At 71.4% G+C, this 12,413-nt stretch carries 14 protein-coding genes; 6 read left to right on the top strand and 8 right to left on the bottom strand.

Features of this window, described 5'->3' with window-relative positions:
• Positions 1-71: 71 nt before the first annotated feature.
• The 7 genes from HJD23_RS13360 to HJD23_RS13390 form a co-directional block, all read right to left on the bottom strand.
• Positions 72-1,310, bottom strand: coding sequence for an HD domain-containing protein (locus HJD23_RS13360; RefSeq protein ID WP_171112057.1), 1,239 nt, complete (start codon positions 1,308-1,310; stop codon positions 72-74).
• On the bottom strand, positions 1,307-2,617 hold the full coding sequence (locus HJD23_RS13365) for an HD-GYP domain-containing protein (RefSeq protein WP_171112058.1): 1,311 nt from the start codon (positions 2,615-2,617) through the stop codon (positions 1,307-1,309). The genes HJD23_RS13360 and HJD23_RS13365 overlap by 4 nt, the downstream gene beginning before the upstream one ends.
• 133 nt (positions 2,618-2,750) lie before the next feature.
• Positions 2,751-3,053 (bottom strand): mycothiol system anti-sigma-R factor, encoded by a 303-nt coding sequence (gene rsrA, locus HJD23_RS13370; RefSeq protein WP_141311999.1) that lies wholly within the window; start codon positions 3,051-3,053, stop codon positions 2,751-2,753.
• The gene (gene sigR, locus HJD23_RS13375; protein ID WP_189986292.1) at positions 3,050-3,733 is read right to left on the bottom strand and encodes an RNA polymerase sigma factor SigR; all 684 of its coding nucleotides are present in this window, start codon (positions 3,731-3,733) and stop codon (positions 3,050-3,052) included. Before sigR ends, rsrA begins: the two co-directional genes overlap by 4 nt.
• Positions 3,734-3,989: 256 nt before the next feature.
• Positions 3,990-4,640 (bottom strand): alpha/beta family hydrolase, encoded by a 651-nt coding sequence (locus tag HJD23_RS13380; RefSeq protein WP_171112059.1) that lies wholly within the window; start codon positions 4,638-4,640, stop codon positions 3,990-3,992.
• A 19-nt stretch (positions 4,641-4,659) separates the two neighbouring features.
• Positions 4,660-5,475, bottom strand: a complete 816-nt coding sequence (locus HJD23_RS13385) for an SOS response-associated peptidase (protein WP_171112060.1) — start codon at positions 5,473-5,475, stop codon at positions 4,660-4,662.
• A gap of 126 nt (positions 5,476-5,601) precedes the next feature.
• On the bottom strand, positions 5,602-6,225 hold the full coding sequence (locus HJD23_RS13390) for a DUF3558 family protein (RefSeq protein WP_171112061.1): 624 nt from the start codon (positions 6,223-6,225) through the stop codon (positions 5,602-5,604).
• A gap of 193 nt (positions 6,226-6,418) precedes the next feature.
• Between HJD23_RS13390 and HJD23_RS13395 the strand changes: the two genes are divergently transcribed.
• The 4 genes from HJD23_RS13395 to HJD23_RS13410 all read left to right on the top strand — a co-directional run bounded on the left by HJD23_RS13395 (position 6,419) and on the right by HJD23_RS13410 (position 10,033).
• Entirely contained in the window at positions 6,419-7,132 is a 714-nt protein-coding gene (locus HJD23_RS13395; RefSeq protein ID WP_171112062.1) for a M50 family metallopeptidase, read from the top strand.
• A gap of 86 nt (positions 7,133-7,218) precedes the next feature.
• On the top strand, positions 7,219-8,535 hold the full coding sequence (aroA, locus tag HJD23_RS13400) for a 3-phosphoshikimate 1-carboxyvinyltransferase (protein ID WP_171112063.1): 1,317 nt from the start codon (positions 7,219-7,221) through the stop codon (positions 8,533-8,535).
• 10 nt (positions 8,536-8,545) lie between these two features.
• Positions 8,546-9,556 carry a ribosome small subunit-dependent GTPase A gene (gene rsgA / locus HJD23_RS13405; RefSeq protein ID WP_171112064.1) on the top strand — a complete coding sequence of 337 codons (1,011 nt, stop codon included), beginning with the start codon at positions 8,546-8,548 and terminating at the stop codon, positions 9,554-9,556.
• Positions 9,557-9,709: 153 nt separating this feature from the next.
• Positions 9,710-10,033, top strand: coding sequence for a multidrug efflux SMR transporter (locus tag HJD23_RS13410; RefSeq protein WP_171112065.1), 324 nt, complete (start codon positions 9,710-9,712; stop codon positions 10,031-10,033).
• An 84-nt stretch (positions 10,034-10,117) separates the two neighbouring features.
• Here the strand turns inward: HJD23_RS13410 and HJD23_RS13415 are convergent, their stop codons facing one another.
• Positions 10,118-10,726: a TetR/AcrR family transcriptional regulator gene (locus HJD23_RS13415; RefSeq protein WP_171112066.1), complete on the bottom strand. Its 609-nt coding sequence runs from the start codon at positions 10,724-10,726 to the stop codon at positions 10,118-10,120.
• A gap of 301 nt (positions 10,727-11,027) precedes the next feature.
• On the opposite strand from HJD23_RS13415, the gene hisN reads away from it, so the two are divergent.
• Together hisN and HJD23_RS13425 are read left to right on the top strand one after the other, a co-directional pair.
• The gene (gene hisN, locus HJD23_RS13420; protein ID WP_171112067.1) at positions 11,028-11,828 is read left to right on the top strand and encodes a histidinol-phosphatase; all 801 of its coding nucleotides are present in this window, start codon (positions 11,028-11,030) and stop codon (positions 11,826-11,828) included.
• 119 nt (positions 11,829-11,947) lie between these two features.
• Positions 11,948-12,349, top strand: a complete 402-nt coding sequence (locus tag HJD23_RS13425; RefSeq protein WP_171112068.1) for a CBS domain-containing protein — start codon at positions 11,948-11,950, stop codon at positions 12,347-12,349.
• Positions 12,350-12,413 lie beyond the last annotated feature (64 nt).

Below are 12,413 nucleotides of genomic sequence, written 5' to 3' on the forward strand. Positions count from 1 at the left end.
CCTGTGCCCCCGGACACCCTCTCCTTCGCATCCAACCACGTGCGGCTGGAAGGGCGCTCATTACCCATGGGTTACCCAGCCGAGGGCAGGGTCAGACCCTCCCTCGACAGCACCCGGGCCAGCGCCTCGACGACGTCCGGAGCGTAGTCCCCCGCGGTCCCCAGCCGCAGCTCCTCCAGCGCGGTCAGCGGCCCGCCGGGGCCCGCGTCGCGCACCTTCTCGTCGTACGCGTTCACCGCCCGCACGATCCGCGCGGCCGGTGGCTGCTCAGGGTACGGATCCGCCTGCCGCTCCACCACCACCGCGACCTCGGCGTCCACCCCGGTCTGCCGTACGACCGCCCCGCCCAAGAGCGCGATCCGCCGCTGCTCGGCGTCGGGCAGCCCGGCCGTGGCCCCGGCCGGCACCGGGTCGACCAGGCTCAGCTGCCCGATGTCGTGCATCAGCGCCGCGTACTCCAGCACGGTGAGCTCCGGCTCGCTCAGCCCCAGGTCCCGCCCGACGGCCCGGCTCAGCGCGGCGACCCGGCGCGCGTGCCCGGCCGGGGTGTACCCCGCGATCTCGGTGGCCCGGGCCAGGGAGGCGATGGTCTGACGGTACGTCGTCCGCACGGCGGCGTAGCGGCGCAGGGACACCTGCGTGAGCAGCAGCGGCAGACAGAACACGGGCAGCGCCCACAACCCGACGACCGCGACGCCCAGCGCCATCACGGCACCGGTCGCACCCACGGCCGACCCGATCCCGAGCGTGCCCCGCAGCTCGTCCCGCAGCAGCGGCCCGAACGGCCACCCGGTGCGGGAGTGCGCCAGCGCGGCGGCGAGCACGGCGTCGCACAGCGCGGTGAGCGCGAGCAGCGCGATGAGCAGCAGCGCGTAGGCGGGGCCGCTCCAGTCCGCGAACGTGCCGTGGTTGTACAGCGGTTGAAAGCACACGGCGGCGAACCCGACGGTGAGCACCCGCCGCGCCAGATGGTCGAAGACCGGTCCGCGTCCCCGCGCGATGTGCGGCACACACCCGACGAGTGAGGCGGCGAGCACGACGCTGACGACCTGGGCGACTCCGTGGGTGGTGGCCCGCCCGGCGTCCTCCCCGAGCAGGGCGTACGACAACGCCCCGGCGGCCCCGAGCGGCGCGGCCTCCCTGACCTGCGGTCCGTACCAGCGGGTGAGTTCACCGAGGGCGACGAGCGCACCGAAGGCGAGCGCGATGCCGCGTTGCTCGACGCCGGTCCAGAAGGTGGCGCCGAGGGAGACGAGGGCGAGGACGGCGGCGGAGCCGTGGATCAGGGGGAGGGCTCGACCGCGTTTCAATGGTGCGCTCCCGTCCGACTGGAATCAGGTGCGGGTGAGGGAATGCGACGGGACGCCACGCCGTCAGCGGTGACAACGGGGTCCCACCCGGACCGTCGTACCACCCGCACCAGCGCAGCCACCATCACCGGATCGAACTGCCGCCCCGCACACCGCTCCAGCTCCGCCAACGCGACGGCGACAGGCCGAGCCCTGCTGTAGGACCGGGTGGACGTCATCGCGTCGAACGCATCGGCAACGGCGACCACCCGCGCGGACTCGGGAATCTGACTCCCGACGAGCCCGTACGGATACCCGCTCCCGTCCAGGCGCTCGTGATGATGCAGTACGGCGGCCCGGGCCTCGCCCAGAAACGAAATGCCCCGCACCATCTCGTGCCCGTACTCCGGATGCAGCTCGATCACCCGCCGCTCCTCGGGCGTCAGCGGCCCGTCCTTGCGCAGCAGCCGCGTGGGCACCCCGAGCTTCCCCACGTCGTGCAGGATCCCGGCGAACCGCAGCACCTCGACCCGCTCGTCGTCCATGCCCAGTTCGCGCGCGATCATCATCGAGGCCTGGCCGACCCGCTCGCTGTGCCCGCGCGTGTACTCGTCCTTGATGTCGACGGCCTGCACCAGCGCCCGGATGGTTGCCTGATGGGCGCCCCGCTCCCGGTGGTACTGCGCGAACGCCCACCAGGACACGCCCATCGGCAGCAGCACGAGCAGCGCCGCCAGGGGGCCGTACGGGCTGCGCCACAGGACGGCCATCATCAGTCCGGCGAGTCCGTGCACCCCGACCGGCGCCAGCGACCGCAGCAGCAGGCCTCGCCAGGCCCGCCGTAGCGGCACGCGTTCGGCGACGACCAGAATGCCCCCGTCGAGCACGGTCAGCACCGCGCAGAACGCCAGCACCGCGCCCGCCGCCGGGCCGAGCGCGTACGGAACGTCGGACGCCTCCACGGCGTCCCGCCCGCCCAGCGCCCGGAACACCCGCCCGGCCGCCCACACGGCCACCACGAGCTCGGCGGCCCGCCAGACCCGTCGTAGCCAGGCGGGGCGCTGCTCGACGGGCGACAGCAGCGCACCCGACAGCGCGACCAGCGCGGCGGCGGGCGCCGGCAGCAGGAACACCGCGGCGAGCAGGACGGGATAGAAGGTGCCGGGAAACCTCCTGCGGGCCAGCCATTCCCCGCCGGCGTAGAGGACGGCGAGCAGCGTCATCGCCGTCCAGGGCGTCCGCGGCGTGGGCAGTGGCAGCAGGCACATCAGCGCGCCGAGGACGACACAGGCCACATACACGCGTGCCCGTGCCGGAACCGCCTCCATGAACGACGCCCTCCCCCGGTCCATGCCTGTGTCAGGCTCCGGAGCCTAGGGCGGTGCGGTGGGATCGCGGGCCGACGGACGGCCGATTAACGCATTCGGGTGACGAGCACCGGGTGCGTTGAAGCAAGCGGAGTCAGGACTCCTGCGCGGTGGCCGTCACGTCGTGCTCGGGCACGGCCTGCCCGGAGCGGATCAGGTCGATCCGCCCCATCACCTTGGCCCGCAGGTCGGTGGGCACGTCGTCATGCCCGCAGCACCGCTTGACCAGCTTCTTCACGGCCTGCTCCAGGCCGTACTTCTCCAGGCACGGCGAGCATTCCTCGAAGTGGTGCTGGAACTTCTCGCGATCGACGTCCGGCATCTCACTGTCGAGGAACTCGTACAGGTGGTCGAGGACCTCACTGCAGTCAGTCTCGTGCGGCTCTCCGCAGCTCATGAGCCCGAGCCTTTCGCTTCGTTCGACTCTCCGGCGCCGGCCGGGACCAGCCCGCGCTCACGGGCGTAGTCCTCGAGCATGCCGCGCAGTTGACGGCGGCCCCGGTGCAGCCGGGACATCACCGTACCGATGGGTGTCCCCATGATGTCCGCGATCTCCTTGTACGCAAAGCCCTCTACGTCCGCGAGATAGACGGCGATGCGGAATTCCTCGGGGATCGCCTGCAGCGCTTCCTTCACGTCCGAGTCGGGCAGGTGGTCGAGCGCCTGCGACTCGGCGGAGCGCAGGCCCGTCGACATGTGCGACTCGGCGCGGGCGAGCTGCCAGTCCTCGATCTCCTCGGCCGCACTGCGCTGGGGCTCGCGCTGCTTCTTGCGGTACGAGTTGATGAAGGTGTTGGTGAGGATCCGATACAGCCACGCCTTGAGGTTGGTGCCCTCGCGGAACTGGTGGAAGGACGCGTACGCCTTGGCGTACGTCTCCTGCACCAGGTCCTCGGCATCGGCCGGGTTGCGCGTCATGCGCAGCGCGGCCGAGTACATCTGGTCGAGGAATTCGAGCGCGTCCCGTTCGAAGCGCGCACTGCGCTCCGCGGTCGTCTCCGCGCTGTTGCCCTGGCCCTCGGGCAGCTCCGCCTGGCCGTTGTCGGTCCCTGCGTCGGTACCGGTGACCGGACCCACCTCCTCAGCAATCTGGGCAGGACCGAACCCGGTCCCACCAGAATCGGAGGATAGACGACGATCCGCACCCGCCGCCGCCCGAATAGGGGCGGTCTTGGCCGCGTGCAGCACCGTCCAGTCCAGGTCAGTACGGCTGCTGCGGGCCGGGCAGAAGGTCGAACCCATGCGGCGGACTTCCTCTCCTACGACGTCGGTGCTGGTCATCAGCACTTCTGTCCGCCTCAACAGTGGTCGGGACCGGAGCATTCCCGAATCTTTACTCCAGTGACCCGGTCCACTGCACCACCGCGTCCGTGATGATCGCGACAGCCTGATCCTGACCGAGCTCGGCGCGTTTCGGTACGGCGAAGCCATGATCGCCGTACGGCACCTCGACCAGCTCGTACTCCCCGTCGGGGAACTCCTCGGGCTTCCCGAAGGGGTCATTACCCCCTTGTACGACGAGGGTGGGCACCCCCGCGCCGAGCAGTTCCCCGGCGCGGGACTTCTCCGGCCTGCCCGGCGGGTGCAGCGGAAAGCTGAGGGCGAGGACGGCAGCCGCGCCCAGCTCCGTCGCCGTGCGGCAGGCGACCCGGGCGCCCGCGCTGCGCCCGCCCGAGACCACCGGGAGCCCCGGTGCGGCCAGCGCGGGCCAGACGCCGCGCCAGCCGACGTCCAGCGTCTTGGGCGCCGGTGCCACTTTCTTCCCGGCGACCCGCCAGGGCTGCTCCACCCGGGCGACGGTCACACCGTGCCGGGGCAGCACGTCCGCGAGCGCCGTGAGGTCACGGGCCTCGATGCCGCCGCCGGCGCCGTGGCTGACGGCGAGGACGAGCCGGGGCTTGCGCGCCTTGTGCCAGGTGATACGGGCGGTGCCCGCGTCGGTCTCGACGGTCTGGGTGGTCACGCCGGTCACATCGGGATTCATATGGGACACATCAGTCACATCAGAAGAGTGTGCCCTCCACCGGTCCCTCCAGCTCCTTCAGCAGGTCCGGGCCGTTGTTGCGGACGTTGGAGACGGCCGTGCTCACCGGGTAGGCACGCATCAGGCCGGGCGGGGGCGGGGCGAGCAGCTCGCGCAGATCGTCCGGGTCGGTGCGGCACGGGTCGAGCCAGGCGTCCCAGCGGTCGGGGGGGAGCATCAGCGGCATCCGGGGGTGGATGTCGGCGAGCGCGTACGGGCCCTCGGCGGGGGCCACCGCCAGCGGGCTGCTCTCGGCCTCGGTGGTGAGCACCGAGCAGGTGACCCACCAGGCCTGCGGGTGGTCGTCGGGCAGCGTCCGGTCCCGCCAGAACTCGTACAGCCCGGCCATCGCGAAGACGGACCCGTCGGCGGGCAGCACGAAGTACGGCTGCTTGCGCGGCCGCTTCTTCTTGCCCTCGACCTCCAGGTCCCGCTCCTGCTTGCCGGTGACCCACTCGTAGTAGCCGTCGGCGGGCAGGATGCAGCGCCGGGCGGCGAAGGCGCGGCGGAAGGCGGGCTTCTCGTGGACGCTTTCGGCGCGCGCGTTGATCATCCGGGCGCCGCCCTCGGGTGTCTTGGCCCAGGACGGGACGAGCCCCCACTTGAGCTTGCGCAGCTGCCGAACCGGGCGCGGGTCGGCCACGTCTTTCAGGGGGCGGTCGAGGACGGCGTAGACCTCCTTGGTGGGAGCCACGTTGTAGTCGGGCTCCAGGGTCTCCTCCGGCTCCCACTTCTCGATCTCGAAGATCCCTGCGAGATCCTCGGGCCTACGACTCGCCGCATACCGTCCGCACATATCTGACCGCCCCTCCGACCTGCGAGACCGCTGGATCATGCCGCCTCACACGTCCAAGAGTGGCAGACCGTTGCCGAGCGCGGTCGAGGCGCCTACGGCTCGGGGAGGCCGGAGAGGGCCTGGTCGTCATCGGATATGGGTCAGGGCAGCGGCGGCGACCGACGCCCCCGCGGGACACGTTCCGTCCTGCGACACCCCGCGGTCCGGAATGGTCGTGGTGCCGATCAAGCGATTGACATCGTCCACCGCGACGAAGATGAAGCAGATCCTTTGAAATTCGGACTGGACAGCCCTGTGCTGCCCCACCGGCACCTGCGAGACCCGCCCGTTCTTGGTCATGGTCTTCGCGTAGGACAGGGGCAGATCCAGTGCGAGGCTGACGTACTGGCCGGCCAGCTTCCACGCGCACTGCGCCCCGTGCTCGCCGGACGACTGTTTCCCCGGGCCACTGATCCCGAGGGCGGCGCGGTCACGCTCGTCGAGGGCGAGGCACGGCCGCGCCGCAAGCTGCTCCCGGGTGTACTTGATCGGCTGCGCTGGTGCGGAGGTGGGGGCAGAGGTAGAGGCGGAGGCGGAGGACGAGGCGGAGGCGGAGGACGAGGGCGTCGGACGGGGGGACGACGGCCGCGGCGCGGGCTGCTCGCTCGAACACCCGGCGCTGAGCAGGCTCACGGCAAGGGCGAGCACAAGTCCGGCTTTTCGGCGGGAGCGCCCGCCCCTGGAACGCTGATCACGATCGAGTCGCGGCATGTCGGCACGGTAGTGGCGCCGCGCCGGGACCGGTCCCGCACGGCCCCCCTCCCCGGTCACTCCGCGGCTCCAACGCTGTGACCTGCACGTCTCCCGTCAGGAACGATCGCTGCGACGTCCGCGTCTCAGATACCGTCCGCACGTACGTGCCACACTGCCAGACCCCGCCGATCAGAGGGAGCGCCGCCGGAACATGGACAGCACCACAGCCACCTCCCTCTGGGACGAGCTCGTCGGCACCCAGCCCGACCCCGACCTGTGGGTCGTACTCGCCACCCTGGCCGCCGCCCTCGCCGTGATCGTCCCGCACGGGCTGTGGCGCGTCGCGCGCAACGCCATCACCATCGCCCACGAGGGCGGCCACGGCCTGATCGCGCTGCTCACCGGCCGCACCCTGACCGGCATACGTCTGCACTCCGACACCAGCGGCCTCACGGTCAGCCGGGGCAAGCCGTACGGCATCGGCATGATCCTCACCGCGGCCGCCGGATACACCGCGCCCCCGCTGCTGGGCCTCGGCGGCGCCGCGCTGCTCGCCACCGGGCACATCACCCTGCTGCTGTGGGTGGCGACGGCCCTGCTGCTGGCGATGCTGGTGATGATCCGCAACGCGTACGGCGTCCTGACCGTCTTCCTGACCGGCGGCGCGTTCGTCCTGGTCTCCTGGCTGGCCGGGCCCCAGGTGCAAGCGGGGTTCGCCTACGTGGTGGTGTGGTTCCTGCTGCTCGGCGGGGTGCGCCCGGCGTTCGAGCTCCAGGCGAAGCGGCGGCGGGGAGGCGCGGGCGACTCGGACGCGGACCAGCTGTCGCGGCTGACGAACGTACCGGCGGGGCTGTGGCTGTTCCTCTTCCACGTGGTGTCGCTGAGTTCCCTGATCGGTGGCGGGCGCTGGCTCCTGGAGGTGTGAGCGGCCCGCGTCGGCGCGCCGGTGACTGCCCGACCAGCCACAACGCACCCGTACCCGAACCACCGCCGCCTACTAGAGTGGGGCCCATGGCGCAGAACCCCGCAGACACCGCCCTCTGGCCCGCCCCGCACGCGAGCGGAGCCGTCGACGCGACGGTCCATGTGCCCGGATCCAAGTCGGTCACCAACCGCGCCCTGGTGCTCGCCGCCCTCGCCTCCGAGCCCGGCTGGCTGCGCCGCCCGCTGCGCTCCCGCGACACGCTGCTGATGGCCGGTGCCCTGCGGGCGATGGGCGTCGGCATCGAGGAGGGCGTGGGCCCGGACGGCACCGGCGAGGCGTGGCGGGTGCTCCCCGCGGGGCTGCGCGGCCCGGCCACGGTCGACGTCGGCAACGCCGGCACGGTGATGCGCTTCCTGCCGCCGGTCGCCGCGCTCGCCGACGGCCCCATCCGCTTCGACGGCGACCCGAGGTCGTACGAGCGTCCCCTGAACGGCGTCATCGACGCGCTGCGCGTGCTCGGTGCCCGGATCGACGACGACGGGCGTGGCGCGCTGCCGCTGACCGTGCACGGCGGGGGCGCGCTGGACGGCGGCCCGGTCGAGATCGACGCCTCGTCGTCGTCCCAGTTCGTCAGCGCCCTGCTGCTGTCCGGCCCGCGCTTCAACCAGGGCGTGGAGGTCCGTCACATCGGCTCCACGCTGCCGTCGATGCCGCACATCCGGATGACCGTCGACATGCTGCGCGCGGTCGGCGCGCAGGTCGACACCCCCGAGTCGGGCGGCGAGCGCAACGTCTGGCGGGTCACGCCCGGTGCCCTGCTCGGCCGGGACCTGACGATCGAGCCGGACCTGTCGAACGCCCAGCCGTTCCTGGCGGCGGCCCTGGTCACCGGCGGCAAGGTGCTGATCCCGGACTGGCCGTCCCGCACCACCCAGCCCGGCGACCGGCTGCGAGAGATCTTCACCGAAATGGGCGGTTCCTGCGAACTGACCGACTACGGCCTGGTGTTCACCGGCTCGGGCGCGATCCACGGCATCGACGTCGACCTCGGCGACGTGGGCGAACTGACCCCCGGCATCGCGGCGGTCGCCGCCCTCGCCGACTCCCCCTCCACGCTGCGCGGCGTGGCGCATCTGCGGCTGCACGAGACGGACCGCCTGGCCGCGCTCACCAAGGAGATCAACGAACTCGGCGGTGACGTCACCGAGACCGCCGACGGTCTGCACATCCGCCCGCGCCCGCTGCACGGCGGGATCTTCCACACGTACGACGACCATCGCATGGCCACGGCCGGCGCGATCATCGGCCTCGCGGTGGAGGACGTACAGATCGAGAACGTGGCGACGACGGCGAAGACCCTGCCGGACTTCCCCGAACTGTGGACCGGGATGCTCGGGGCGTAGGGGACACGCCATGCGCCGCTACGGCAAGCACACCGACGAGGACGACATCCGCTCCCGCCCCAGCCGCAAGGGCACCCGGCCGCGTACGAACATCCGCCCCAAGCACGAGGAGGCGGCCGAGGGCATGGTCCTCACCGTCGACCGGGGCCGCCTGACGTGTCTGGTCGAGGACCGCGTGGTCATGGCCATGAAGGCCCGCGAGCTGGGCCGCAAGGCGGCGGTGGTCGGCGACCGGGTCGCCCTCGTCGGCGATCTGTCCGGCAAGAAGGACACGCTCGCGCGGATCGTGCGCATCGCGGAGCGCACCTCGGTGCTGCGCCGCACCGCGGACGACGACGACCCGTACGAACGCGTCGTCGTCGCCAACGCCGACCAGCTCGCCATCGTCACCGCACTCGCCGACCCCGAACCACGCCCACGCCTGATCGACCGCTGCCTGGTCGCGGCGTACGACGGCGGCCTCGACCCGCTCCTGGTGCTGACCAAGTCGGACCTTGCCCCGCCGGACACGCTCCTGGAGCTGTACGGCGACCTGGACATCCCGTACGTCGTCACCAGCCGCGAGGAACTGGACAGCGGCGATGCGGCGGAGCGGGTGTTCGAGCAGTTGGAGGGCAAGGTCACGGCGTTCGTCGGCCACTCGGGCGTCGGCAAGACGACCCTCGTCAACGCGCTGGTGCCGAAGGAGCGGCGGCGGTTGACGGGGCGTGTGAACGCGGTGACCGGACGCGGCCGGCACACCACGACGTCGGCGCTCGCCCTGCCGCTGACCGGCACGGACGGCTGGGTGATCGACACCCCGGGCGTACGGTCGTTCGGGATCGCGCACATCGATCCGTCCCGGGTCATCCACGCCTTCCCCGACCTGGAGCCGGGCACGGAGGGCTGCCCGCGCGCGTGCAGTCACGACGAGCCGGACTGCGCGCTGGACGAGTGGGTGGCCGAGGGACATGCCGACCCCGCCCGGCTGTACTCGCTGCGGCGGCTGCTGGCCACGCGCGAGCGGAAGGAAGGCGACTGACCGTCGCGTTGTTTCTCTTCACGCGGGGTTTGTCTTGCGGCGGGTCCGGTAAGGGCATAATCGCAAAAGCCGGATGCCCGGATGCCCGGATGTCAACCTGACAAGCGCCTGACACGCGGTCACAGTACGTGGAGAAAACGGGGAGGACAGCACATGGCGTGGCTGCTGGTCATCGTGGCCGGGTTGCTCGAAACCGGCTTCGCGGTCTGTCTGAAGCTGTCGCACGGCTTCACCAGACTCTGGCCGACCATCGCGTTCTGCGTCTTCGCGATCGGCAGCTTCGGTCTGCTGACGCTCTCGCTGAAGAAACTCGACGTGGGTCCCGCGTACGCGGTGTGGACCGGCATCGGCGCGGCCGGGACCGCCATCTACGGCATGGTCTTCCTCGGCGACATCGTCTCCACGCTGAAGATCGTCTCGATCAGCCTGGTCATCATCGGCATCATCGGGCTGCAACTGTCCGGGTCGGCGCACTGAGGCCTACGGGTCTGTACCTGATCTGTAACTGGTCTGCACCTGGTCTGTGCTTGGTAATTGGTCTACACCTGTTCTGTACTTGGTCTATACCGGCTGCCGGTGCAGGGCGCCGCGCATCAGGTCCGTGACGCCGCCTTCCCCGGGCGGTGCGGCCACGCAGGACAGCGCGAGCCGGACGACCAGTTCGCAGGAGCGCGCCAGGTCGGCGGTGTCCGCCCTGGGCACGCCGGGTTCGGCCAGCACCGCGACGGCCCGGTCGCGGACCAGCGCCACGAAGTCGCCGGGCGAGGGCAGCGGGCCGTCGGCCCGGCGCTGCGCGGGGACGGCGGAGGAGGACGGCACCGCTTCGAGGGTCGGCGAGGGCAGCCGCTCGCTCCAGCAGCCGGTGAGCATGGCGCGGACGAGCGTGTTCTCGCGGGCGGCCACAATGGTCCACTCGGCGGCCGCCATGAGCCGCTCGCGGGGGTCGCTGTGGGTGCTGAGGGCCCGGTCGACACCGGCGAGATACCCGTCGGCCTCCCTGCGCACCAGCGCCCGGGCGAGCCCCTCCTTGCTGCCGAACTCGTTGTACAGCGTCTGCCGGGACACCCCGGCCGTCGCGGCCACGTCCACCATCCGCACCGCGGCCCACGGCCGCCGCGCGAGCGCCGTATAGGCGGCGTCCAGCAGGGACTCCCGGGCAGCAGGCATCATCGCCTCCCTGGAGGGACGGACTTTGCGCCCAGATTTGACGGCTGTGGGGGCACTGTCAAGGGTTCGTGCAGATCGTTGGGGTTCGGGGGCTCGGAGGTTCGGGGGTTCGGAGGTTCGAGGGTTCAGAGGTTCGAGGGTTCGGAGGTTGGGAGGTTCGAGGGTTGAGGATTCGAGGGGGCGGGTACGCAGGCCCCGTCGCGCCGGGCCGTGCGCCCCCGCCCCGCCCGGGCGTACGCCGCGCAACCCGCCCACGATCGCCCCCTGTAGCCCCGTACCGACCGCGACAGATACCGTTCCTCACATGCCCGACTATCTCGACGACCTGCGTCTTGCCCACGTCCTCGCGGACGCCGCCGACGCCGCGACGACGGACCGCTTCAAGGCCCTCGATCTGAAGGTCGAAACCAAGCCCGACATGACGCCGGTCTCCGAGGCCGACCGGGCCGCCGAGGAACTCATCCGCAACCACCTCCAGCGCGCCCGCCCGCGCGACGCGGTCCTCGGCGAGGAGTACGGCGTCGAGGGCACCGGCCCCCGGCGCTGGGTCATCGACCCCATCGACGGCACCAAGAACTACGTACGCGGCGTCCCCGTCTGGGCGACCCTGATCTCCCTGATGGAGGCGTCGGAGGGCGGCTACCAGCCCGTCGTCGGCGTCGTCTCCGCTCCCGCCCTCGGCCGCCGCTGGTGGGCGGCGAAGGGCCACGGCGCCTTCAGTGGCCGCAGCCTCACCTCTGCGAGCCGGCTGCACGTCTCGCGCGTCGCCAAGCTGCCGGACGCATCCTTCGCGTACTCCTCCCTCTCCGGCTGGGAGGAGCAGGGCCGCCTGAACGGCTTCCTGGACCTCACCCGCGAGGTCTGGCGCACGCGCGCGTACGGCGACTTCTGGCCGTACATGATGGTGGCCGAGGGGTCCGTCGACATGTGCGCCGAGCCGGAACTGTCCCTGTGGGACATGGCGGCCAACGCGATCATCGTCACCGAGGCCGGCGGCACCTTCACCGGCCTCGACGGCCGCCACGGCCCGCACAGCGGCAACGCGGCGGCGTCGAACGGCCTGTTGCACGACGAGCTGCTGGCGTACCTCAACCAGCGTTACTGAACGCCCACTTGTTGACCCCCGCTTTACCTGCCACCCTGAAAGTCCCCCCACTTGTGAACTTGTGAAACGGTGAACAAACGGAACACACGGCGGGGACACTCCAGGAGGTGGCTCCATCCATGCTCGTACGTGACGCCATGAGCACAGTCGTCCTCACCATCGGCCCCACTCACACCCTGCGGCAGGCCGCCGCGCTGATGTCCGCCCGCCGGGTCGGCGCGGCCGTGGTCCACGACCCCGACGCCGGCGGCATCGGCATCCTCACCGAGCGCGACATCCTGAACTCCGTCGGCCTCGGCCAGGACCCCGACACCGAACACGCCCACGACCACACCACCACCGACGTCGTGTTCGCGGCCCCGTCGTGGACGCTGGAGGAGGCGGCCGGCGCCATGGCACACGGCGGCTTCCGGCACCTCATCGTCCTCGACGGCGGCGAACCGGCCGGCATCGTCTCGGTCCGCGACATCATCCGCTGCTGGGCACCGGTACGGCAGCAGGTACAGCGGGTACCTGCCTGAGCAGACATGCTCACAGGCTACGAACGAGCCGGATCCCCTCGTACAGGAGATCCGGCCCGTCCAC

Origin of the sequence: Streptomyces sp. Z423-1 (assembly GCF_013009255.1) — a bacterium.
Lineage (GTDB): Bacteria > Actinomycetota > Actinomycetes > Streptomycetales > Streptomycetaceae > Streptomyces > Streptomyces gossypiisoli.

Bases quoted from the DNA above. Each gene is read 5' to 3' on its own strand.
- HJD23_RS13365 (WP_171112058.1), bottom strand. From the start codon at position 2,617: ATGGAGGCGGTTCCGGCACGGGCACGCGTGTATGTGGCCTGTGTCGTC.
- rsrA (WP_141311999.1), bottom strand. From the start codon at position 3,053: ATGAGCTGCGGAGAGCCGCACGAGACTGACTGCAGTGAGGTCCTCGAC.
- HJD23_RS13380 (WP_171112059.1), bottom strand. From the start codon at position 4,640: ATGAATCCCGATGTGACCGGCGTGACCACCCAGACCGTCGAGACCGAC.
- HJD23_RS13385 (WP_171112060.1), bottom strand. From the start codon at position 5,475: ATGTGCGGACGGTATGCGGCGAGTCGTAGGCCCGAGGATCTCGCAGGG.
- HJD23_RS13390 (WP_171112061.1), bottom strand. From the start codon at position 6,225: ATGCCGCGACTCGATCGTGATCAGCGTTCCAGGGGCGGGCGCTCCCGC.
- HJD23_RS13395 (WP_171112062.1), top strand. From the start codon at position 6,419: ATGGACAGCACCACAGCCACCTCCCTCTGGGACGAGCTCGTCGGCACC.
- aroA (WP_171112063.1), top strand. From the start codon at position 7,219: ATGGCGCAGAACCCCGCAGACACCGCCCTCTGGCCCGCCCCGCACGCG.
- rsgA (WP_171112064.1), top strand. From the start codon at position 8,546: ATGCGCCGCTACGGCAAGCACACCGACGAGGACGACATCCGCTCCCGC.
- HJD23_RS13410 (WP_171112065.1), top strand. From the start codon at position 9,710: ATGGCGTGGCTGCTGGTCATCGTGGCCGGGTTGCTCGAAACCGGCTTC.
- HJD23_RS13415 (WP_171112066.1), bottom strand. From the start codon at position 10,726: ATGATGCCTGCTGCCCGGGAGTCCCTGCTGGACGCCGCCTATACGGCG.
- hisN (WP_171112067.1), top strand. From the start codon at position 11,028: ATGCCCGACTATCTCGACGACCTGCGTCTTGCCCACGTCCTCGCGGAC.
- HJD23_RS13425 (WP_171112068.1), top strand. From the start codon at position 11,948: ATGCTCGTACGTGACGCCATGAGCACAGTCGTCCTCACCATCGGCCCC.